The 22,439-nt window shown below is 45.9% G+C and carries 16 protein-coding genes, 1 rRNA gene and 1 pseudogene; 3 read left to right on the top strand and 15 right to left on the bottom strand.

All coding sequences use genetic code 11. From position 1 onward, the window contains the following. Positions 1–26 precede the first annotated feature (26 nt). From NE536_RS15775 to NE536_RS15740, 8 genes and pseudogenes are all read right to left on the bottom strand, one after another. Positions 27–1,475 carry an AAA family ATPase gene (locus NE536_RS15775; protein WP_261273275.1) on the bottom strand — a complete coding sequence of 483 codons (1,449 nt, stop codon included), beginning with the start codon at positions 1,473–1,475 and terminating at the stop codon, positions 27–29. An 18-nt stretch (positions 1,476–1,493) separates the two neighbouring features. Beyond that, positions 1,494–2,570 (bottom strand): 3-dehydroquinate synthase, encoded by a 1,077-nt coding sequence (gene aroB / locus NE536_RS15770; protein WP_261273274.1) that lies wholly within the window; start codon positions 2,568–2,570, stop codon positions 1,494–1,496. Between the two features lie 9 nt (positions 2,571–2,579). After that, positions 2,580–3,095, bottom strand: coding sequence for a shikimate kinase AroK (gene aroK / locus NE536_RS15765; RefSeq protein ID WP_006083542.1), 516 nt, complete (start codon positions 3,093–3,095; stop codon positions 2,580–2,582). A gap of 216 nt (positions 3,096–3,311) precedes the next feature. After that, positions 3,312–5,363 carry a type IV pilus secretin PilQ gene (locus NE536_RS15760; RefSeq protein ID WP_261273273.1) on the bottom strand — a complete coding sequence of 684 codons (2,052 nt, stop codon included), beginning with the start codon at positions 5,361–5,363 and terminating at the stop codon, positions 3,312–3,314. 21 nt (positions 5,364–5,384) lie between these two features. After that, positions 5,385–5,899, bottom strand: a pseudogene (locus NE536_RS15755) (pilus assembly protein PilP). After that, positions 5,899–6,522, bottom strand: a complete 624-nt coding sequence (locus NE536_RS15750; protein WP_106649104.1) for a type IV pilus inner membrane component PilO — start codon at positions 6,520–6,522, stop codon at positions 5,899–5,901. The pseudogene NE536_RS15755 and the gene NE536_RS15750 overlap by 1 nt, the downstream one beginning before the upstream one ends. Beyond that, positions 6,519–7,103 carry a PilN domain-containing protein gene (locus NE536_RS15745; protein WP_220776795.1) on the bottom strand — a complete coding sequence of 195 codons (585 nt, stop codon included), beginning with the start codon at positions 7,101–7,103 and terminating at the stop codon, positions 6,519–6,521. Before NE536_RS15745 ends, NE536_RS15750 begins: the two co-directional genes overlap by 4 nt. Continuing rightward, on the bottom strand, positions 7,091–8,170 hold the full coding sequence (locus tag NE536_RS15740) for a pilus assembly protein PilM (protein WP_261273272.1): 1,080 nt from the start codon (positions 8,168–8,170) through the stop codon (positions 7,091–7,093). Before NE536_RS15740 ends, NE536_RS15745 begins: the two co-directional genes overlap by 13 nt. Positions 8,171–8,358: 188 nt before the next feature. On the opposite strand from NE536_RS15740, the gene NE536_RS15735 reads away from it, so the two are divergent. After that, positions 8,359–10,893, top strand: a complete 2,535-nt coding sequence (locus NE536_RS15735; RefSeq protein ID WP_261273271.1) for a penicillin-binding protein 1A — start codon at positions 8,359–8,361, stop codon at positions 10,891–10,893. 101 nt (positions 10,894–10,994) lie between these two features. On the opposite strand, the gene argH is transcribed toward NE536_RS15735, so the two are convergent. The 5 genes from argH to argC form a co-directional block, all read right to left on the bottom strand. Next, positions 10,995–12,362, bottom strand: a complete 1,368-nt coding sequence (gene argH, locus NE536_RS15730; RefSeq protein ID WP_261273270.1) for an argininosuccinate lyase — start codon at positions 12,360–12,362, stop codon at positions 10,995–10,997. Positions 12,363–12,471: 109 nt separating this feature from the next. Then, complete coding sequence (locus NE536_RS15725) at positions 12,472–13,710, bottom strand: argininosuccinate synthase (protein WP_106649100.1); 1,239 nt, start codon at positions 13,708–13,710, stop codon at positions 12,472–12,474. Positions 13,711–13,770: 60 nt separating this feature from the next. Continuing rightward, entirely contained in the window at positions 13,771–14,676 is a 906-nt protein-coding gene (locus NE536_RS15720; protein WP_259574324.1) for an ornithine carbamoyltransferase, read from the bottom strand. 12 nt (positions 14,677–14,688) lie between these two features. Next, positions 14,689–15,471, bottom strand: a complete 783-nt coding sequence (gene argB / locus NE536_RS15715) for an acetylglutamate kinase (RefSeq protein WP_261273269.1) — start codon at positions 15,469–15,471, stop codon at positions 14,689–14,691. Between the two features lie 31 nt (positions 15,472–15,502). Then, a complete protein-coding gene (gene argC, locus NE536_RS15710; protein WP_261273268.1) occupies positions 15,503–16,483 on the bottom strand; it encodes an N-acetyl-gamma-glutamyl-phosphate reductase in 981 nt (326 codons plus the stop codon). A gap of 623 nt (positions 16,484–17,106) precedes the next feature. Here argC and ppc point away from each other — a divergent pair. Both ppc and NE536_RS15700 read left to right on the top strand, forming a co-directional pair. Continuing rightward, positions 17,107–19,776, top strand: coding sequence for a phosphoenolpyruvate carboxylase (ppc, locus tag NE536_RS15705; RefSeq protein WP_261273267.1), 2,670 nt, complete (start codon positions 17,107–17,109; stop codon positions 19,774–19,776). Then, positions 19,776–20,321, top strand: coding sequence for a YceB family lipoprotein (locus NE536_RS15700; RefSeq protein WP_261273266.1), 546 nt, complete (start codon positions 19,776–19,778; stop codon positions 20,319–20,321). Before ppc ends, NE536_RS15700 begins: the two co-directional genes overlap by 1 nt. A gap of 124 nt (positions 20,322–20,445) precedes the next feature. On the opposite strand, the gene NE536_RS15695 is transcribed toward NE536_RS15700, so the two are convergent. Together NE536_RS15695 and rrf are read right to left on the bottom strand one after the other, a co-directional pair. Continuing rightward, positions 20,446–21,720: a CinA family nicotinamide mononucleotide deamidase-related protein gene (locus NE536_RS15695; protein WP_261273265.1), complete on the bottom strand. Its 1,275-nt coding sequence runs from the start codon at positions 21,718–21,720 to the stop codon at positions 20,446–20,448. A gap of 515 nt (positions 21,721–22,235) precedes the next feature. Then, positions 22,236–22,351: ribosomal RNA gene (gene rrf, locus NE536_RS15690) — 5S ribosomal RNA — on the bottom strand. Positions 22,352–22,439: the final 88 nt, after the last annotated feature.

Raw genomic sequence — 22,439 nt, 5'->3', positions numbered from 1 at the left:
AAATAAAGGCCATGATTGTACTCTGTTTATTCTGAAATTTCACGATTTGGCAGACTTTCTTCTAGTTGATAATCTTTCAAATCGGCCCATTTGCGAACCCAAGGTTGATCGAGATGATACTCTTTAACCAATTGTGCGGCGGCATTCGAAGCTGACTTACTATTGCTGTAGTTGCCAACAAGGACAACCCAGCGTTGCTTATGTCGTGCAACGCGAACACCCTCGACATGCTCGATACTCTTTAGTGTCGAACGCAGGGTATCCAATTGAGCAACACTGGCAATCTGTATTGTGTAACCCTTGAGCGGCTTTTTCGTATCAAAGAATACTTTAGTTATCGGCTTTTCAACCTTTGCAGTCGCAGCCGTTACAGGTTGAATCTCTGCTACTTTGGCTTGTGATTTGGTCTCTTCAGGCGGCTTATCCTCACCAAAAGACTTGCTACTCTCCTCACCCACACTCATCAAAGCGGCATCGTCAGGCACAGGATGTGGCGCTTCACCGTGGAATTCACTTAAAGGATCAACGGCTTGTTCAGTTTTGGCTTCTGCCGTCTCGATTTCAATCACTTTCGCAGTCTCCACAGCGAGCTTTAGTTGCTCAGCGCGCAGCATAAAATAGGGCGCTAAAACTTTTTGCCCGTAGGACAAGAAGGCGGGTGAATCTATCGATGGATAAGTCACGACCTCTGGAGCTTGCTCCTCAGAAAAAGGCTGAGTAACACCAAGCCAAATACCTAGCGCTAACAACATGCTCACAGCTGTCACCATCACGGCTTTATACTTCATCCAAGAAGATGTTTTCTCTGACGTGCTATGCAAGGCTTTATCTAACAGATTGACCACTTCCTGCGGCGTACCCGTTTGCTTCTCAAGCTGACTACGTACGATTTCCCTTGGCGTAAAAGGATTTTGCTCGCTGTATCTCAGTAACGTTTGATATAAGGCCTCACGCTCGGGCATGGTTAACGGCTCAATATTGATAGGTAATATTTGTCGCCGTAACTGCTCAGGCAATTGGGGTAATAGGTCGGCTAAAAATGCCGGTGGAACCGTGAGCGTGACGGCAATATTCTTACCCGCACACTGGATCTGATTGAGAATAATACACTCTGCCCATAATGCCTTAGGCAATAAATGCGCATCATCGATAATAATATGTAGGGGTTTAGTTTGGGTACTAGCAAGCCGCAACAAGGTATCGGCAAGGGGAATATCGTCGTCAAAAATCGGGGATGAAATTAACTGGACTAGAATTTTGCGGCGTATCTCAGCGTTATCAGCATGCATAGGACAAATCACAAATGCCGCATTGGATTCGTCAAAATCAGTCGCAAATCCGGTCACTAAGGTGGTTTTGCCTGAGCCGCTGACACCAGAAAGCACCAGCAGCTGATCGCTATAACTGGCAACATGATGCATTCTTTGTATGAGGGCTTCCTGAGAAGGAAGCAAAACAGAACCCTGAAACGTCACTCACCCACCACACAGTTTTTATGCGCAGCGAATAACCTGTTCAAGGGTGGATTCTGTGACTTGACTAAACACATCCGCGCGGCCTATAGCCGTTGGGAGCACGAGTCGAATCTGACCGCCTAAAACTTTTTTATCGCGTCGCATATGTTGAATGAAACTGTCGAAATCCATAGATTCCGGCGCACTCACTGGAAGATCAAAAGCTTGTAGTAACGCTATAATACGACAAACGATTGACTCATCGATAAGCCCCAGTGCCTTAGCTGTTTTAGCAGCAAGGACTGTGCCAGCTGACACGGCTTCACCATGCAACCAATTACCGTAGCCCATTTCGGCTTCAATCGCGTGAGCAAAGGTATGACCCAGATTCAATAAAGCACGAACACCCTGCTCAGTTTCGTCTTGGCTAACCACATCAGCCTTAATCTCACAGCAACGGGAGATAGCATAAACCAATGCTTGGGCATCTAAGGTTTTTAGTGCCGTTACATTATCTTCAAGCCATTGAAAAAAATCAGCATCCCACATGATGCCATACTTGATGACCTCCGCCATTCCCGCCGCAAACTCGCGCGCTGGAAGCGTATGTAAACATAAAGTATCGATAAGCACGATTTGTGGCTGATAAAAGGCCCCAATCATGTTTTTACCAAGAGGATGGTTAACAGCCGTTTTACCGCCGACGGAAGAATCCACCTGCGACAATAGGGTTGTCGGAATTTGAATAAAATCGATCCCACGTTGATAACATGCCGCGGCAAAGCCCGTCATATCACCAATTACGCCGCCACCCAAAGCCACCAGCACAGAATCTCGACCATAGTTTTGCTGCAGCAATGCAGTAAAAATAACATCTAGATGTGCTAAATCTTTGAATTGTTCGCCATCGGTGAGGATAACACTCTCTACCTCACCAAACGAAGCCATCGTCTCTTGTATCTGTTTTAGATACAAAGGCGCGACAGTTTCATTGGTGACGATAAGAATACGTTTTTTAAGCAGGTAGCGAGACAAGGTCTCGCCATCACTCATCAAATTCTGGCCAATGTAAATGGGATAACTACGTACATCTAAATCAACCTGAATTTGCTTCATAAATTCTGCCTAAAAACCTAATTGCTCAATGATCTGATTGGCGACAATCTTTGCGCTTTGATCATCAGTTTTGACAATCACATCGGCAATTTCTTCGTACAATGGATTACGGATCTCTGCAAGATTCTCCAACACTTCTCGAGGATCATCCACTTGCAATAATGGGCGTCGCTTGTCTCTTTGAGTACGAGCGACCTGTTTGTCGATAGTGGTTTCCAGATAAACCACAATGCCACGAGCAGACAGATGATTACGGATATCTTTGCTTTGTACTGAACCACCACCGGTGGCAAGGACAATACCTTGTTTCTCAGACAAATCAGCAATAACCTGAGCTTCACGACGACGGAAGCCTTCTTCACCTTCGACGTCAAACACCCAAGCAATATCAGCGCCTGTGCGTTGCTCAATCTCTTGATCTGAATCGTGGAATTCTAAATGCAGCATTTGCGCCAGATGGCGACCAATTGTGCTTTTACCTGCGCCCATAGGGCCTACCAGAAAAATATTACGTTTTTCAGCCATTTCTTGTACGTCTGAATCTTATTGAAAAGTATGCCTATATCGACTCAACATCAAGCCGACCTATATGTTACCTTGCTCTTATGAGACTTGACCGAGGATTATCTCAGCTTAAGGTCTACTATGGCAAGCCATGTGCGCTATTTATGCAAAGAATTGTATACCAGTAATAATAAAGCCAGCAATTACTGCTGGCTTTAGTCGATACATAGCAAGTGCTTAGATCTTCTCACCGACAATCTTCGGGGTGACGAAAATAAGTAGCTCTTGACGTTCATTTTTGTCTGTTGTGTTCCTAAACAAGAAACCAACTAAGGGAATATCACCTAGGATTGGCACTTTACTGACACGGCTAATGAGATTTTGCTGATAAATACCACCAAGTACTATGGTTTCGCCGTTATTAACGAGCACTTGGGTACCAATACGTTGAGTATCGATGGCCACAGCGGGACCCGTTGGAGTATCAACGGTTTTACCCTGAGAATCTTGAGTAATTTCTAGATCTAAAATGACTCGGTTATCAGGTGTAATTTGTGGTGTAACCCGTAGAGATAACACCGCCTTCTTAAACGTGACTGACGTTGCACCACTCGAAGTCGACTGCACATAAGGGATCTCGACACCTTGCTCAATATAAGCCGCCTTTTGGTTAGAGGTGGTAATACGAGGGCTAGCGATGATCTCACCTTTGTTTTCTTGCTCTAACGCACTTAATTCCAAATCTAGAATGGTTCCATCTGCCAATTTAGCGACATGAAAAGCAATACTCGCTGGATTAGTTACTGCCGCGGGTAAGTTAACATTTAAACGCTGATCGGGGGTGGGGATAATTCCGTTGGCAATATTCTGTGCACCTTCTAATGTGCCAGAAGTTCCCTTGCTACCCTGCTGATCGGTGACACCCCAACGAATACCTAAGTCTTCGGAGACATCATCTTTTACAGTCACCATACGTGACTCGATCAACACTTGGCGGATAGGGATATCGAGCACTTCAACTAAGCGGTGGATGTTCTCAATCGTTTCAGCCGTATCTTTCACCAGTACAGTGTTGGTACGTTCATCGACCGCGACTGAACCTCGTGGTGAAAGTAAGCTCGAATCCGTGCTTTTTAATAACTCTGCAATATCGACCGCTTTCGCGTAGTTAATTTGTAAATACTCGGAATAGAGCGGTGCTAACTCTTTAACCTCTTGTTTGTTTTTGAGGTTTTGGCTTTCACGAATTGCCAGCTCTTCGCTCGGCGCCACCATTAAGATATTACCTTCGATACGCTTATCTAATCCTTTGGTTTGAAGAATTAGTTCTAAAGCTTGATCCCAAGGCACATCATCCAATCTTAAAGTGATATTGCCTTCCACAGTATCACTGGTGACTAAGTTAAAATTGTTATAGTCGGCAATGATTTGCAGCACAGTCCGTACAGGGATATTTTGAAAGTTAAGCGACAAGGTACGGCCATTGTATTTTTTAACATCTTTCTTGGCGGCGACTCTCTCGACTTTATTCATTGAAAGTCTAAAGAGATTATCTTCTTGCTTGTAAGTGAAATCATATTCACCCGCAATATCAACGACAATACGCGCTGTTAAATCTTCTTTAAATGTCTCGAAGCTTTTTACTGGTGTGGAGAAGTCTTTCACATCCATAACATACAGAAGATCGTTATTAATATCTGTGTTATACAACTTCACTTCAAGCTTAGCGCCCACTTGCTCGACATTAGCCGCAACCGAGCGATTATTTAGATAGACCAATAACTCACCGCCAGCATTATCATTACGACGGAAATCGATATTTTTAATGCTATTAACGAAGGGGTTTTCAGCTTGGGCTTGAGTCCCTGACACTTCATCGTTAATCGTAAGCCGGTATGAATTGCCCATTACTGAACCTTGGTAAGGTTTCACTTTGGACATACCTAAGATGACTTTTAGTTGGGTATCTTGCTGCTCAGTGGTGATATCTGCAACCCCAACCTGATTAATAGGTAAACGATCCTTAGATAAACCCGAGATACTATTATCGAAGGTCAGCACTAGCTCGGCGGGCGAAGCATTTGAATCTATTGCAGGCGGAGCGACCGCATCTTCAAAGACCAGTTCTAGCTCCAATTGATGATCAACCAAGGTATGGTATTTAACATCCATTAATCGATTTGCCGCAAAACTCGATGGCAAAATTCCAAATACCAGTGCGATCCCTATAACAGACTTGATTAAGCCTGAAGAAATTAACGGGACTTTTATCGCGGCAGAAGATTTCATTATACCCTCATCCTTCGCTCGTTATTCTCCAGAAAGTTCTAAATTGCTTGTCCTTTCGGACCAACAACCAGAACCATCTGGAATTAATTCTACTACTTCGACATTTTGTGAAGTAACTTTAGAAATGCGTCCATTAAACAGACCTAAATACTCACCAACGCCCATCCGATACACACTGCCATCATTTGTTTCGACTAGTGCCCAAGTCGTATCTGCTTCACTTAAGGTGCCACGCATTTTTAAATTATCTAAAGGATAAGTTTCTAACCGCCCTTTTCGACGCTTTAAATCTGGTTGTAAACAATCTTTGCTGGTATCAACAACCTCTTCAGTTAGTTCACGTGAAGGTGGTACAAATGGGCTACGCATTAGCTCAGCCTGATAGGCAAAGTGCTCAAACTTTGGCGGTTCTTTTAAAGGTGGAATATGAGGAACGTGTTGCGCTTTAGTTGTAGTAACAAATAGCTCTAAATCACTGCGATCGCCAACACAACCCATTAAAAAAGACTCAACGCCAATAGAGGTAAGAATTTCATTATTTCTTCCCCTTCTTAGCAGGCTTTTCAGGCGGTAATTCAGCCCCTTCTTTAAAGCGATAGGTCTTAGCTAAAATATCCATGGCTAAGTTACCAGCATCGTCGCGCTTAATCGTAAAATCATGCAGACTGACAATACGCGGCAGTTTTGCTACGCCACTTACCATATTACCTAGCTGATGATAATCGCCTGTAACAGACATTTTAATGGGGAATTCAATATAAAAATCCCGCTGAATTTCCGGCTCCCAATCTAAACTCTTAATTCTGAGTCCTGCATCGGTGGCGACAAAGGTTAAATCATCTAGCAAGCCTGGCATTTCATTCTCTGAGGGGAGCATCTTCAGTAACTCGGCAAATTGCACTTCCATCGTTGCTAACTGCTCACGATAAAGTTTTAAATTTGCTGCGAGTTGATACTTATTCTTAAAATCATCTCTGAGTTGAAATTCCCTATCTTGCTCTGCGGTATAAGAGTCTATCGAATCTGAAACGACTAAGAAATAACCCGCTGCAAAAACACACAGTGCCAATAGGATCGCGAAAAAACTTTTAACTTGGTTAGGCCAACCACCAATATTTTCAAAGTCGATATCATTAAATTGACTTAGATCGAGTTTCATTTACTCGCTCCTTTTGTCATTTTCTCAGGCTCGTCCACATTCGCGCCTTTAATCGTGACTCTTAAACTGAATCGCTGTAATTGCCGTAATTCCTCATTTTGAGTCACAATCGACTGCATATTGGGATCGGTTAGCCACTCTGAGGTCTTAACCTTACGCATCATATTGGCAACGTTATTATTTGATTCACTACGCCCTTCAATCAGTAATAAGCTACCCTTTTTCTCTAAGCTAGAAAGGTAGATTCCTGGGGGCACAATTCGCACTAACTCATCTAACACATGGGTCGGTAAATTACGGGATTGTTGTAAATTCAAAATAATTTCGGTGCGGCGTTCAATATCCTTCTTACGCTCGGTAATCTTCTTAATCTCAGAAATTTGTGTTTCTAGCAGGCTAATTTCCGATTGCAAATAGGCATTACGCGCTTTTTGCTCATCAGTCATCACGTCCAAAAGAGATACAGCCACATAGACCAAGATTACCGACGCTAGAAATACCGCGGCTAAAATGCCAATATAATCGCGCTTTTGTTTTTCTCTCGCCTCTTCTCGCCAAGGGAGTAGGTTTATGTTCGCCATTGACCGTAACTCCTCAATGCTAAGCCACAAGCAACCATATATTTGTTGATTGTAAGTTGCAGCGAATTTTTAACCGACTCATCAGCATGCAGGCACCCTTGAAAAGGATCGGCAATAATAGTGTGGACCCCCAATTCATTCGTCAGTAAATTGGCCATACCTTCTAATTTAGAGGTCCCACCACATAATACGAGGTAGTCAACTTTATCTTTTCCACTCGAAGTACAATAGATTTGCAGCGTACGTTTTATTTGTTGTAATAGCTGAGTTTGGAAAGGTGATAGGACTTCAAACATATAATTTCGTGGTAGGTCGCCTTCAATTTTTGCTTTTTCGGCTTGATCATAAGACATGCCATAGAAGGATAATATTGACTGAGTAAATTGCTCACCTCCGAAGGCCTGCTCACGAATAAAAGTCGTCTCTCCCGCTTCAACTACAGAAAAAGTCGTCATATTGGCGCCAATATCGACCATAGCAACGGCCTTATGTTTCGCTCCTTCGGGTAGCTGCGCCAGAATTAATTCAGCTGCGCGACCTAAAGCATAACCTTCTACATCAACCACTTTAGCCTCAAGTTCTACACTATCGAGCGCATCGACTCTGACATCAATATTGTCGGTGCGGCATGCACTCAGCAACACATCCACTTTGGTAGGATCTGTACTGTTTACACTGAGGGTTTCAAAATCTATGCTGACTTCATCGAGTGAATACGGAATAAGGTTATCGGCTTCGATTTCGATCTGTGCTTCCATTTCCTCCTCGCTCAGCGAGGCGTCCATGTAGATCACTTTGGTCATCACAGCAGATCCTGAAACACAAACCGCAGCATATTTAACCGATTTAGGTAAATTACGTTTTATTTGCCTAAGGCATTCGACAACGGCATCAGCATCACGAATATCATGATCGTTAACGGCCCCTTTTTTAATAGGTACCGCCGCATGACTCACTATCTTGTATCCATCAGCAGTCTTACTCAACAAAATGGCCTTAACTTCATGGGAACCGATATCGATTCCGACCATCTGCGGAGCCTGACGCTTCCATAAATTTGAAAGCATATCCATTGTCACTTTTTTATTTATATTTCAGTAAAAGAGATTAGCACAAAATCAACTTGTTATACTTACTTGTATCGAATGTTTCATGATTTTACAAATGCAATTTTAGGCTTCTCACGTTTTTACTTCACCAAGAGGTGTACGCCTTATATACTGTCGCACTTAACGGAGCATTAGGATAAATTTTGGTGAAGTGGTTAAAACGTATTGTTATAGCACTATTCAGTCTAGCCCTTTTGGGCGTAGGCGCCATTGTGGCAGCATACTTTTATGTTTTGCCGGATTTGCCGGATGTTTCAACACTAAAAAATGTGCAACTTCAAACACCTTTACGCATTTACAGCAGTGACGGCAAACTTATTTCACAATTTGGTGAAAAGCGTCGCATTCCATTGAAGCTAGACGAAGTACCAAAACCCTTGCTTCAAGCATTTATTGCAACTGAAGATGCGCGTTTTTACGAACATGGTGGTATTGATCCTGTTGGCGTACTTCGCGCAGCATTAGTCATGCTAACCACAGGAGAGAAGAAGCAAGGTGCGAGCACCATTACCATGCAGGTCGCACGTAACTTCTTCTTAACCCGCGACAAAACGATTATTCGTAAAGTGAAGGAGATCTTTATCTCCTATCACATTGAAGAATTACTTACCAAAGATGAGATTTTAGAACTCTATGTGAACCGCATTTACTTAGGCCAACGCGCCTATGGTGTTGGTGCCGCTGCACAGGTTTATTTTGGTAAAGATGTTAAAGATCTTACACTCTCAGAAATGAGTATGATCGCCGGCTTACCCAAAGCGCCTTCAACACTCAACCCTTTGACCTCACCTTCTCGTGCTGTCGCTCGCCGTAATGTCGTCCTCATGCGGATGAATGAAGTAGGTTATATCAGCCAAGCTGAATACCAAGCCGCTTTACAAGAACCGCTGATTGCTAAATACCATGGCGCCGAAATTGATCTCTATGCCCCGTATATTTCTGAAATGGCACGGGATTATATGGTACAAAAGTACGGTGAAGAAGAAGCCTATACCAATGGCTACAACGTCTACACGACCATTTCATCGGATATACAACTGAAGGCTCAACAAGCGCTACGCAATAACGTTTATGCCTATGATGAGCGTCATGGCTATCGTGGTCCTGCCGCAGTGTTGTGGACAGACGAGAAACCAGAACAAGCTCAAATCAAGGCTGAACTTGCTAAGGTGGCTTCGATTCAAGAACTGCAACCCGCAGCCGTCATCAGCGTGGCAGATCAACAAGCCAGCGTCATGACCGCCAAGGGCGAAACTAAAATCATTGCTTGGGATGGTCTGAAGTGGGCGCGTAAATTTATTACCGATAAGCGTCAAGGCAGCGTTCCTAAGTCAGCCTCTGACATGCTCAAGGTCGGTGAACGCATTTGGATCCGTGATAACGGCCAATATTTGCAGTTATCGCAAGTACCAGAAGTTGCCAGCGCGACTGTGTCACTCGACCCACAAAATGGTGCTATTCGATCTCTAGTTGGCGGATATAGCTTTAGCCAAAGCCAATACAACCGCGTCACTCAAGCGAAACGGCAATTAGGCTCAAACATTAAACCTTTTATTTATGCTGCAGCGTTAGAGAAAGGCTTTACCTTAGCAACCCTAATTAACAATGCACCAATCAATAAACCCGATATCAGCCAAGGTACTGCATGGCGCCCTAAAAACTCGCCAGATATGTATGGCGGCCCAACCCGTTTACGTGTTGGCTTAGCGCAGTCAATTAACGTGATGTCTGTACGTGCAATGCGCCATGTTGGGCTCGATGCCACCATTGCAGAATTGGTTAAGTTTGGTTTCGATCCTAATGACTTACCGCGTAACGAGTCGATAGCTTTAGGTTCGTCATCAGTAACACCATTACAAGTGGTTACTGCGTTTAACGTGTTTGCTAACGGCGGTTTCTTACTCGAGCCTTTCTATATCGATCGCGTCGAAGATGCCTACGGCAATGTGATTGAAAAAGCCAATCCAACATTGGCCTGTAAACCTAGCCAAAGCCTTAGCCAACCTGTTACACCGAGCGATCCTATGGCGTTCAGTGTTAGTGGAGATAGCAGCACAGAACCGAGTGCGCCCGTTGCTCAGTGTTTCGAGCAAACGGGTCGCTTTGCACCACAGATCATTTCAGAGCAAACTGCATTCCTCATCACCGAGGCGTTAAAGAGCGTGATCTGGGGTGGCGGTGATTGGAGTCACGGCACTGGCTGGCAAGGTACGGCTTGGCGTGCTGCAAGATTGATTAAACGCCATGATATTGCGGGTAAAACAGGTACAACCAACGAATCTCGCGATACGTGGTTCAGTGGATTTAGCCCTGTTCTCACCAGTACGTTCTGGGTCGGCTTCGACGATCACGGTCGACAACTGGGCAGAACAGCATGGAACGCCAATGGCGAAAAAGATCAGATAACTGGCGCCGAAGCGGGCGCGAAAACTGCAGGTCCGGGCTGGAACGAGTTTATGAACAGTGTCTTACAAGGCACACCTGAAAGCACATCGATTCCGCCAGAAGGCATAGTTTCGGTACGCATCGATTTAGCGACAGGTAAACTTACCCGTAAAACCGACTATACCAGTGCGTTCGAGTACTTCATCTCGGGCACTGAGCCAAAGGAATACATTAGTGAAACGCAGGATGAAAATAACCTTTTCATCGATGCACCAACCGATGATTTATTCCAATAAACGAGTCATAGAAAGTCATTGCCGATACGCTGAATGACCCAATAAAAAACGCGACCTTAAGTCGCGTTTTTTTATTGGCTGTTGCTTTAAAACATTACGCCTTAGCGGGCTTTTTTAGCCGCTATCGCCAGCTGAATTTGCGGCAGTGCTGTCCCACCAAGCACATCACGTTTCGCTAAACAAGCTTCAATAGTCAGGTTTGGATAGACATCATCCTCAATGATAGCGGCAAAAGTTTTTAATTCAGCCAAGGAGAAATCCTCGAGCGGAATTTGCTTCGCTATCGCAGCGACTACCACTTCACCCACAACGTGGTGCGCCTCACGGAATGGCATACCTTTAGACACAAGATAATCAGCAAGCTCAGTAGAATTGGCATAACCTTGCTGCGCAGCTAACAGCGCATTCGGACGATTCACCACTAAACCCGATAACACTAACGCCGCCATATCGAGGCAAATTGCCCAACTATCAACCACGTCAAACAGGCCTTCTTTATCTTCCTGCATATCTTTGTTATACGCCAAAGGCAGCGCTTTCATGGTGGTGAGAATACCCACTAAGCTGCCATAAACCCGACCCGTTTTACCGCGGATAAGCTCCAGCGCATCGGGGTTTTTCTTTTGTGGCATCAGGGATGAACCCGAGGTCACTTCATCACTCAAGGAAATAAAGTTGGCTTCACCTGAGTTAAAGAAGATCAAGTCTTCGGCCATACGGCTTAAGTGCATCATGCTGATCGATGCCGTTGAGCAAAGTTCAACCACGTGATCTCTATCTGACACACTGTCTAAACTATTGAGCGTCGGCGAGGCAAAGTTCAGCGCCGCAGCCAGTGCATGGCGATCCATTTTATAAGCTGTACCCGCAAGGGCGCCTGAACCTAAAGGACAAGTGTTAGCACGAGTTAACGCATCGGCTAAACGGCTGATATCCCGCTCAGTCATTTCTACATAGGCTAAACACCAGTGGCCAAATGTCACAGGTTGGGCGCGCTGCAAGTGAGTGTAACCCGGCATTACCGCATCAAACTCACGTTCTGCCAACGCCAGTAATTCAGCATGTAAGCTGTGAAGGCGCGCGAGTAATGCTTGGCCTTCGGATTGACACCAAAGCTTTAAATCGGTGGCAACTTGATCGTTACGGCTACGGCCAGTGTGCAGTTTTTTACCGAGATCGCCCACTTTGGCAATCAAGGCAGACTCGACGAAACTGTGAATATCTTCGGCGCCCGAGGCGAGAATAATCGCTGGATCGCCATTCACTTCTACCAGTAAATCATTGAGTGCTTTTTTCAAGTCGCTGCATTCAGTGGCAGTAATAATACCTACGCTAGCAATCGCATCGGCCCAAGCGATAGAACCGACCACATCCTGTTCGAACAGGCGATAATCCACGGGTAGCGAATCGTTGAATAATTTGAATAGCGCGCTCGTTTCGCCCTGAAATCTTCCACCCCATAAAGCCATGCTAACTCCCCTTACACACTGCTGATTTGAAATCGACTCATCTGAATCAAAAAACCGGATCAAAACCTAGAAACAAAAAAGGGCGCTAGGCGCCCTCTTTAACGGCCTATTACTTACCCTTAACGTCATTAGCGTTGAGTGCGCGGATGCGGCTCGCTAACGAGTACAAGCGGATAAAGCCTTCTGCATGTTTTTGATCGTACACTTGATCTTCACCGAAAGTGGCAAATGCTTCAGAGTACAAGCTGTTAGGTGAACGTTTCTTCACTGCCGTCGCTTGGCCTTTGTAGAGTTTAACCACAACTTCACCGTTAACTGATTCAGCCAGTGATTCAGATGCCGCCAGCAGTGACTTACACAGAGGCGTGAACCAACGGCCGTCATACACTAAATGCGCCATTTGTGCGGCAACTTGCTCACGCCAGTTACGGCTAGTCTTGTCGAGTACCAGCTCTTCAATCGCACGCAGCGCAGCGAACATCACAGTGCCGCCGGGTGTTTCGTAACAGCCACGAGACTTCATGCCGACTAAACGGTTTTCTGTGATGTCGATACGACCCACACCATGTGGCGCAGCAATGGCGTTTAATGTCATCAGCGCAGCATAAGGCGTTAGCGCTTCACCATTCACTTTAGTGATACGGCCATGTTCTACTTCTAGCGACACATATTCAGGCTTGTTCGGTGCATCTTCAGGATCGGCTGTCAGAGTCCATACGCCTTTGCTTGGCTCATTCCATGGATCTTCTAACTCACCACCTTCATGGGAAATATGGAAAGCATTGGCATCACGGCTGTAGATTTTAGTCGCTGACGCTGACGTCTTGATGTCACGTTCAGCTAAATAGGCCAGTAGATCTTCACGGCTCTGCATGGTCCATTCACGCCACGGTGCAATCACTTTTAAATCAGGTGCTAATGCGGCGAAACAACCTTCGAAACGCACTTGATCGTTCCCTTTACCGGTACAACCGTGGCACAGAGCATCAGCGCCCACTTTACGGGCCACTTCAACCTGCGCTTTAGCAATGATAGGGCGCGCCATTGACGTACCGAGTAAATAAGTGCCTTCGTAAATCGCACCGCTCGCAATCGTTGGGTAGATATAGTCTTTAACGAATTCTTCTTTTAGATCGACGATATGACATTCAGAAGCACCAGAAGCTAAGGCTTTTTCAGTCAAGCCAACCAGCTCTTCTTCGCCTTGGCCAACGTCGGCGCAGAATGCAATGATTTCACAGTTATCGTAGTTTTCTTTTAACCAAGGAATAATGGCCGAGGTATCTAGACCACCTGAATAGGCTAAAACCACTTTTTTCACGCCAGTATTTTTTATCTCGATAGACATCTTAAATTCCTATGACTCGTTTCTCACCTAGGAGAAAACAGGCTGCTAAACAGGGTTAATTTAACTAAATAAGGTTACCAGTACCGCATTTTGGGCATGCATCCGATTTTCGGCTTGTTGCAGAATTAAGGAGCCAGCACCGTCCATCACTTCATCTGTTACTTCTACACCACGGTGGGCGGGCAAACAATGCATAAAGAAGTTAGCGCCCGCTTTCGCCATCAAAGCTTTGTTGACTTGGTATGGTGCAAACTTCGCTTTGATATCCGCTAGCGGAGTGGGATCGCCCATTGAAATCCAAGTATCGGTATAAATCGCATCGTGGCCTTCAATCGCATCGATATCTGAAGTCAGTAACAGCTTACCGCCATATCGCTTAGCGAGCTCTTGCACTTCTGCCACTACGTAGCCATCAGGAAAGTGACCCGCTGGGCAGATCACTGTCATGGTGGCACCGAGAATAGCCGCACAGTACATCAGCGAGTGAGTGACATTATTACCATCACCAACATAAGCTAATTTAGCTTTGCTGACATCCTCAAACTGCTCTGCCAGTGTTAAAAAGTCAGCTAAGGCTTGGCAAGGATGATAAAGATCTGACAGCGCATTGATCACGGGCACTGAGCCAAACTCGGCTAATTGTTCAATGGTGGTGTGCGAATAGGTTCTCGCCACAATCGCATCGGCCCAGCAAGACAGGTTAGAAGCAAAGTCAGCAACCGATTCCCGTTGACCTAGCGCCCCATTTTGTTGGTCTAGGTATAAGCAGTGGCCACCGAGCTTATTAATACCGATATCAAAGCTAACGCGTGTTCTGAGCGAGGGCTTTTCAAATAACATCACCACACTCTTGCCATCCAGCGCGTGGCGGTACTCAGCCGGATTGGCTTTGATCGTTTTTGCCAAGGCAATCAGATCGAGTAACTGCTGCTGGGTTAACTCTTTTATCGATAGTAAATGCTTCATAACTTACTCCACTTATGGTTGGATTTGTGTTCCTACGGCTTCACCTTTTGCTAATGCGATTAATTGGCTTGCATCACGCCACGAGGCAACTTGTACCGCCTGCCCCATCCACTGTGCGACTTCGAGCGCAGCTTCAACTTTGACCTTCATTCCCTTTTCGATCACACCTTGTTTTACAAGGTCTGCTATCTGCTTGCCATTTAAACTGTGGATGAGCTGACCTTTACCATCGAGCACACCCGACACATCCGACAGCAGCACTAACTTGCCGCCCACTAATTTGGCTAATGCCGTCGCCGCTTGGTCGGCATTGACGTTAAGCATTTGGCCCTCGTCCATCATGGCGATAGAGCTACAAATCGGCATCCAACCTTGGGCGAGGATAAACTTAAGATAAGTGCCATCGTTTGGCGTGACTTCGCCCACTAAGCCTAAACGTTCATCTTTAATCTTTGCCGATACAGTATTGCCATCGGCGAGGCTCATGCCCACACTCACAATCCCAGCTTTAGTGGCTGCGCCTTGGAGGATCTTGTTCGAAGTGCCCGCAAGTGCGCCGGCAATAATCGGCATTTGCTCAGGCGGAGTCACCCGTAAACCTTCTAACTTGACGGTTTCCATGCCGTTAGCCGCTAACTGTTCATCCACCAAACAGCCACCGCCATGCACCATCAACACTTGCTGACCATTGGCTAACATAGCCGCAGCCGTATCCATTAACCGCGCCATCCCCATTTCACACTGCAGCAGCGCGCCACCAACTTTAAGAACTAATACTGAGTTGTTTGTAGACATCTTGACGACTCTCTTAAATAAGGATGAACAATTAAAGGTTAAAATGAATCTTTATGCATTGCAGCGCTTGGCTGGCAGCACCTTTCATCAAATTATCGATTACACTGGCTACCACTAAGTAACCGCTATTCTCATCAAACTTCCAACCTAAGTGGCAGTTAGGTGTCAGCACCACATCGTCCACTTTAGGGAACTGATTATGCTTCACGGTGACCAATGGCGCCTGGGCATATACGCAATAGGCCGCTGCCACATCGGCAGTCGTAGTGCCTGGTTTTAGCTGCACGGTAATAGTCGCTAAAATGCCACGCTTAAAGTTGCCAAGATGCGGGGTAAATATCACTTCTTGACCAAGCTGAGTGGCGATTTCGGGTTGATGTCTGTGGCCTAATACGCCGTAAGGTGTCAGGCTCACTTCACAAAAACTGGTGTGTAACTGCGCCTTACGGCCAGCACCCGTTACGCCGCTCACAGCATTGATCACCGGATAAGCCGATGTCAGTAAACTCGCCAGCGGTTTTAACGCTGTCAATGATGCGGTCGGGTAACAACCTGGCACGGCAATCATCTTAGTCGCAGCGATTTCTTTAGCATTCCATTCGGCAAGGCCATATACGGCTTTGGTTAAAACTTCAGGATATTCATGCTCAAAGCCATACCACTTAGGATATTGCGCCACATCGCTGAAACGATAAGCACCGCTTAAATCGAATACCGCTAACCCTTGGCTATAAAACCAAGCGGCTAAATGTAAGCTCACTGAATGCTCAGTCGCTAACACCACGGCATCGGCTTCGGCAACGATTTTTGCCTTAGCGTCATCGGACAATGGCGACAGCGTTAATGCGATATGACTATAACTAGGGTACAAATCCGCTAAAGGCTTACCTTTATCTAAACTGTTTTCAGAAACATACAAACCCTGAATCGTCAGTTCTGCTTCTGCATGGATTAAAGCGGTCAGTTGTGCGCCTGTGTAACCACTAGCACCAATAATGGCGATATTTTTCATGTGTTGTTGTCTTATTAACCGAATCAAACAAACTTAAAGAATAGATGAATAGCGTACACGCATCCGCGCATATCTATGATGACAAGATTATCGTCGCAGGAAATCGTAATTGGTTGTTATTTTATTCACTGTCAGGTTAATGCTCTGAATCATGATATTTACTCTACAGGTCACAGGGGGTGACTCATCTCAACTGCAGGCTAGACTACCACAAAGATCTAATTATGCAATATATGTGAATATATATTTTTAATTTATTTTTATGTTTTTTACTAAAATGCCGATCTGGCCAGCCAGTCACTTATTCAGCTAACTCGTTAATAACTCAGTTATCCGTGGCAAATTTATGCAAAATCAGTCCTTTTTATTAACAGCTAAGATACATGTCTGCAAATCATAAAATGATGCACTTCATATTCACTTGCACTAATCATCAAAAAATATTGCGTGACTTCGCATTTCTATTGAATATTCTTCATCAAATACCGTGATTGGTTGCATATCGGATAAGCCAGTCGTATAAGTTATAAGTTCTGCTGTTGACCATAGCCCCAAGTGATAGGTATTGTGCTAACGGGCTAAATGCAATGCAGGATTTTCATGTTTTTCTATTCGGAGTAACTATGGTTGTAACCAAGGCAGACAATATGACCGATATGTATGCGTCATTAAGATCAAACGTGAGTATGTTAGGACAAATCCTCGGTGACACTATGCGCACCCACCTCGGGGACTCCTTTCTCGAGAAGGTTGAACAGATCCGTAAACTTGCTAAAGATTCACGCCGGGGCGATCAAGCCGCTAGAGAGCAAATGCTCGAGTTACTCACCGCCCTGCCAGACGAAGAATTAGTTCCGTTTGCAAAGGCATTTAACCAGTTCCTCAACTTAGCTAATTTATCTGAACAATTTCATACCATTAGCCGCAACTGTGACGAACTCGTCTGCGTACCAGACCCAGTGGAACAGCTGCTAGGTCGCATGTTAAATGGCCGTGTTGACCAAACGAAAATGCTCGACTGCCTTAAGACACTGGATATCGATCTAGTGCTGACAGCGCATCCCACAGAAATTTCCCGTCGCACCCTGATCCAAAAGTACGCCGCCATTGTCGACTGCTTAACCGAGCAAGAAAACGACCAATTATCGGATAGAGAACGTCAGCAAATCAGTCTGCGCCTGCGCCAATTAATCGCGCAAATCTGGCACACCAATGAGATCCGCCGCGAGCGCCCAACACCTGTTGATGAAGCCCGCTGGGGATTATCGACCATTGAAGAGTCACTCTGGCATGCGGTGCCAGACTTCTTAAGACAGCTTAACGACCAAGTGCAGCAACGCACGGGTCAACAATTACCGATTGATATCGCGCCAGTGCGTTTTTCAAGCTGGATGGGCGGCGATCGCGACGGCAACCCCTTTGTTACCGCGAAAGTCACCCAAGAGGTGCTCGATCGCAACCGCCATGCCGCCGCCAGATTATTCTTAAAAGACATAGTCCTACTGGTTGGCGAGCTGTCGATGGAAGAAGCCAATGATGAGTTAAAGGCTTACACCAACAACAGCTGCGAGCCATACCGCCATGTGCTGCGCTCACTTCGCCAAAGACTGCGCGATACCATAGATTATTTAAATGCGCGCATCGAAGGCCACAATCCTGAAGTCGATAAGTCGAGCCTGATTTGGCAAGAGAGCGATCTCAAAACGCCGTTAGAAATGCTCTATAAGAGTTTAACCGACTGCGGTATGCGCTTAATCGCCAACGGATTATTGCTCGATATTCTCCGTCGTCTCGCCTGTTTTGGCATTCACATGCTCAGACTCGACATTCGCCAAGACGCCAGCCGCCACAGCGATGTGCTCGCCGAATTAACTCGCTATCTCGGCATGGGTGATTTCAACCATTGGGATGAAACCGAGAAACAAGCTTTCCTATTACGCGAACTCAGCAACCGTCGTCCGCTGATCCCAAGTAACTGGCAGCCGTCAGCCGATGTGGCCGAAGTGCTTAATACCTGCCGTTTAATTGCTAAACATCCGGCTAAAGCGCTCGGATCCTATGTGATTTCGATGGCGGGTAAGCCATCGGATGTCTTAACGGTTTTACTGTTACTCAAAGAAACGGGCTGTTCGCACCCAATGCGCGTAGTACCGCTATTTGAAACCTTAAGCGACTTAAACAACGCCGCTGCCTGTATTACCGATTTACTCGACATCGACTGGTATCGTGGTTATACCAAGGGCATGCAAGAAGTGATGATTGGCTACTCTGACTCAGCTAAAGATGCCGGCGTAATGGCGGCGGCTTGGGCTCAGTATCACGCTCAAGAGCAGTTAGTGGCTGTCTGTAAACAAGCGGGCGTCAAGCTCACACTATTCCATGGCCGTGGCGGCAGCATTGGTCGCGGCGGTGGTCCAGCACACAAAGCGATTCTATCCCAACCTCCGGGGTCGGTAGATGGCCGTATTCGTGTCACTGAGCAGGGCGAAATGATCCGCTTCAAGTTTGGCTTGCCAAAACTCGCGGTTCAAAGCTTAGCCTTGTATACCTCTGCCGTATTGGAAGCAACCCTGTTACCACCGCCAGAGCCTAAACAAGAATGGCGCGATTGCATGCAACGTATCGCTGAAGAATCAGTGGGTGCATACCGTGGCATAGTGCGTGATGAACCTGATTTTGTGGCTTATTTCCGCGCAGCAACACCCGAAGTGGAATTAGGAAAACTGCCACTCGGCAGCCGCCCAGCTAAACGTCGTGTCGATGGAGGGATTGAAAGCCTACGGGCAATTCCGTGGATTTTTGCTTGGTCGCAAAACCGTTTGATGTTACCTGCATGGCTTGGCGCCGGTGAAGCGCTACAAGCCGCCTGTGAACGCGGTGAAATGGGCTTACTGCAAGACATGGAACGGGAATGGCCCTTCTTTAGCACACGCATTTCAATGCTAGAAATGGTCTACGCCAAAGCAGAACCTAATTTGGCCCGTTACTACGAAACCTGCTTAGTACCGAAAGACTTGCATCACTTAGGTGAAACCTTGCGCCAACGCTTAGATCTGGGCATTAAAGTCGTGCTTGAACTGACAAAATCAGATAGCTTAATGGCGCATACGCCGTGGAATCGCGAGTCAGTAAAACTGCGAAATCCGTATATCGACCCATTAAACTTCTTACAAACCGAGCTATTAGCGCGGACACGTAAGGAAACAACCGAAACTCCCGCGTCTGAACATGTGCAGCTAGCGCTAATGCTGACTATTGCAGGTGTGGCAGCGGGAATGAGAAACACTGGTTAATGAAAAAACTTTCCCGCACGATTTGCTTAGGGATCACTGTACTGCTTGGCGGCTGCGTCTCGCAGTACAGTATCAGCGAGCACGAAATGGAGCAGTACCTCAGTAAAGAGATCCATTTTGAGATAAAACAAGGCAATCAATTAGTTGGCGCAGAAGTGCGCATTAACGACATCAATGTCAGACTAGGTGCAAAACCTGACACTATGAGCGTAAGTGCCGCAACGCAAGTATCAATTAAGAATCCAATCTTTCCATTGAGTGCCAAACTCACTACGACTTTCGAAGCCAAGCCTTGGTATGACAGCGCAACGCACAGTGTCTATCTGCGCCAGCTCGAATTAGTCAAAGTGGAGTCAACACCAAAAGATATTGAAAAAGCGATCAGCAGTGCCACACCGCAGGTGATGGGTTATCTAAGACAATTCTTAGAAAACCAGCCTGTATATGTGCTTGATACTAAGGACAGTAATCAAGCACTGATGGCGAAGATGACTGAAAGCATTCAAGTTGCCCCTGGCAAATTAGTGCTGAAATTCACTAAATAACTGATTTTTTGTGGATCATCCGCCATAAAAAATGCTCCCTCGGGAGCATTTTTGTTGATACGTTTAAACAGGCGTAAACCAATAAATCTTTAAGCTTGTATAATCTTCAAGCTTGTATAAAAAGTTACTTGCTGAATCGCCCAATAGACTGATAATCAACAATCACGGCTTCAGCTAAAAGCTCACGTCTTAACATATCGTAAGCCACAGCAGCACTTAGGCTACGCACCAGATCCCGCGAACGTCGTGGTAGCTTGATCATCTGACTATAAACGCCGCCGCGAGTTGCTAAGGCAATCGCCACAGTGCCCACAGGCTTCTCGTCTGTGCCACCATCGGGTCCCGCAATACCACTGGTTGCCAGCGCATAGTCACTGTCCAATATTTGCCTTGCTCCCTTTGCCATTTCTTCCACAGTCGCAATGGAGACAGCGCCATGATCATCTAAGGTTGAAGGATTAACACCTAACACGCGCACTTTAGATTCATTACTGTAAGTCACTAATCCGTGCTGCAAGTAAGATGAACTACCAGAAAAATCAACCAACTGACTGGTGATCATGCCGCCAGTGCAGGATTCTGCAACGCTTAAGGTCAAGCCGGAGTTGAGTAACTTATAATGAATTTCTTCGGCAAGAGTGGCTTTATCTTCCGCGACTACCGCAGTGCCCAGCACCATTTTGATGTGCCCAGCGACCCGAGGTAATACCGCTATCGCCTTCTCGCCACGGGCAAAAATCTTAATCTCAATATGCGGCATAGAAGAACGGTAACCAATAGTAATGCCTTCTGGCAGCTCTAATGGCTCTAACTTATCCGCCAACGCCGACTCACCTTGGCCTATCGTTAATAATTTCTTTAATGCGACCTTGGAATCAAGATTAAACTCATCGCGAATAAAAGGCACAAACTGCTCTGTAACCATGTGCTTAAGCTCAAAAGGCACGCCCGGTGTAAAGAATAACCACGCGCGGTTAAGCTTAACTCTAAAGCCACAGGCGGTTCCCACAGGGTTATCAACCATCACAGCTGACTCTGGCAGCATAGCTTGCTTGAGATTACTTAAGGGCATTTCACGGTTATTACGGGTAAACCAGTCTTCTAAACGCTCACGCCACTCCGAATTCTCGACCAAAGCTTCGCCCTTCGCCTTCGCCATAGCTAAAGCAGACATGTCATCACTCGTCGGCCCGAGGCCACCATTAACGAGAATCACATCGGCATGTAAGCTACGTTCTTGGAAAACCGCAATCAGATCCTCGAGGCGATCGCCGACAGTCACTCGACGCTGGATCTCGACACCATGCTCCATCATAGTACTGGCAAACCAAGCGGCGTTGGTATCAACAATCTGCCCCGCCAGCACCTCTTCTCCAGTACAAATCATCTCTAACTTCATCTCAGATCCTTATCTACCCCAACAAATTAAAACATAAGGTAAGTAACCGCTTAACTAATAGCAATAGCGAGGATCGATCTAGAACTCAGATCACTGTAGCGAAATCGGAGCATTGTCAAAATAACTGCTGAAATAAAAGCCAAACGGCATGGATTATTAATGTCGTGGAGCGTGAAAAAGGGAGTTTTGGAAAGAAAGTAGGAGAGAAATTTATAAATTGAAATCAAACTAGGCTGATTTCACAAATTTCAGACGCAAAAAAGCCAGCTTATTCAGCTGGCTTCGTTACATCTCAATGAGATAATTAGGCACTTGGCGATGACCTACTCTGACATGGGGGTGAAATCATAGCGCTATAAATACGCAGTATTTAGCCATGATTGAACGCGAAGAAGCTTGTCTTCGTAGCTGGGGAGTCCGCTTAGCGGCGGGGCGACATCGCGGTAGCTTTTCGCGGAGCGTATAAACACAAAAGCCCTAGCGGTTTAGGCTAGGGCTTTTGTGTTTATTTGGATGCTTGGCGATGACCTACTCTCACATAGGGAGACCCCACACTACCATCGGCGCGTTTGCGTTTCACTTCTGAGTTCGGGATGGGATCAGGTGGTTCCACAAGGCTATTGTCACCAAGCAAATTCTGTTTATTACCGTGTCCATTTCTGGACCACGTTAATAATAATTCGGAAAGCTGATTTGCTTTGTTTGAGTTCACACTTTAT

Source organism: Shewanella septentrionalis, assembly GCF_025370265.1.
Classification (GTDB): Bacteria; Pseudomonadota; Gammaproteobacteria; order Enterobacterales; family Shewanellaceae; genus Shewanella; species Shewanella hafniensis.
This window is presented reverse-complemented; position numbering and strand designations above follow the sequence as displayed.

Excerpts from the sequence above, each read along its gene's own strand:
- aroB (WP_261273274.1), bottom strand. The coding sequence starts at position 2,570 with ATGAAGCAAATTCAGGTTGATTTAGATGTACGTAGTTATCCCATTTAC.
- aroK (WP_006083542.1), bottom strand. The coding sequence starts at position 3,095 with ATGGCTGAAAAACGTAATATTTTTCTGGTAGGCCCTATGGGCGCAGGT.
- NE536_RS15760 (WP_261273273.1), bottom strand. The coding sequence starts at position 5,363 with ATGAAATCTTCTGCCGCGATAAAAGTCCCGTTAATTTCTTCAGGCTTA.
- NE536_RS15750 (WP_106649104.1), bottom strand. The coding sequence starts at position 6,522 with ATGAAACTCGATCTAAGTCAATTTAATGATATCGACTTTGAAAATATT.
- NE536_RS15745 (WP_220776795.1), bottom strand. The coding sequence starts at position 7,103 with ATGGCGAACATAAACCTACTCCCTTGGCGAGAAGAGGCGAGAGAAAAA.
- NE536_RS15740 (WP_261273272.1), bottom strand. The coding sequence starts at position 8,170 with ATGCTTTCAAATTTATGGAAGCGTCAGGCTCCGCAGATGGTCGGAATC.
- argH (WP_261273270.1), bottom strand. The coding sequence starts at position 12,362 with ATGGCTTTATGGGGTGGAAGATTTCAGGGCGAAACGAGCGCGCTATTC.
- NE536_RS15725 (WP_106649100.1), bottom strand. The coding sequence starts at position 13,710 with ATGTCTATCGAGATAAAAAATACTGGCGTGAAAAAAGTGGTTTTAGCC.
- NE536_RS15720 (WP_259574324.1), bottom strand. The coding sequence starts at position 14,676 with ATGAAGCATTTACTATCGATAAAAGAGTTAACCCAGCAGCAGTTACTC.
- argB (WP_261273269.1), bottom strand. The coding sequence starts at position 15,471 with ATGTCTACAAACAACTCAGTATTAGTTCTTAAAGTTGGTGGCGCGCTG.
- argC (WP_261273268.1), bottom strand. The coding sequence starts at position 16,483 with ATGAAAAATATCGCCATTATTGGTGCTAGTGGTTACACAGGCGCACAA.
- ppc (WP_261273267.1), top strand. The coding sequence starts at position 17,107 with ATGGTTGTAACCAAGGCAGACAATATGACCGATATGTATGCGTCATTA.
- NE536_RS15700 (WP_261273266.1), top strand. The coding sequence starts at position 19,776 with ATGAAAAAACTTTCCCGCACGATTTGCTTAGGGATCACTGTACTGCTT.
- NE536_RS15695 (WP_261273265.1), bottom strand. The coding sequence starts at position 21,720 with ATGAAGTTAGAGATGATTTGTACTGGAGAAGAGGTGCTGGCGGGGCAG.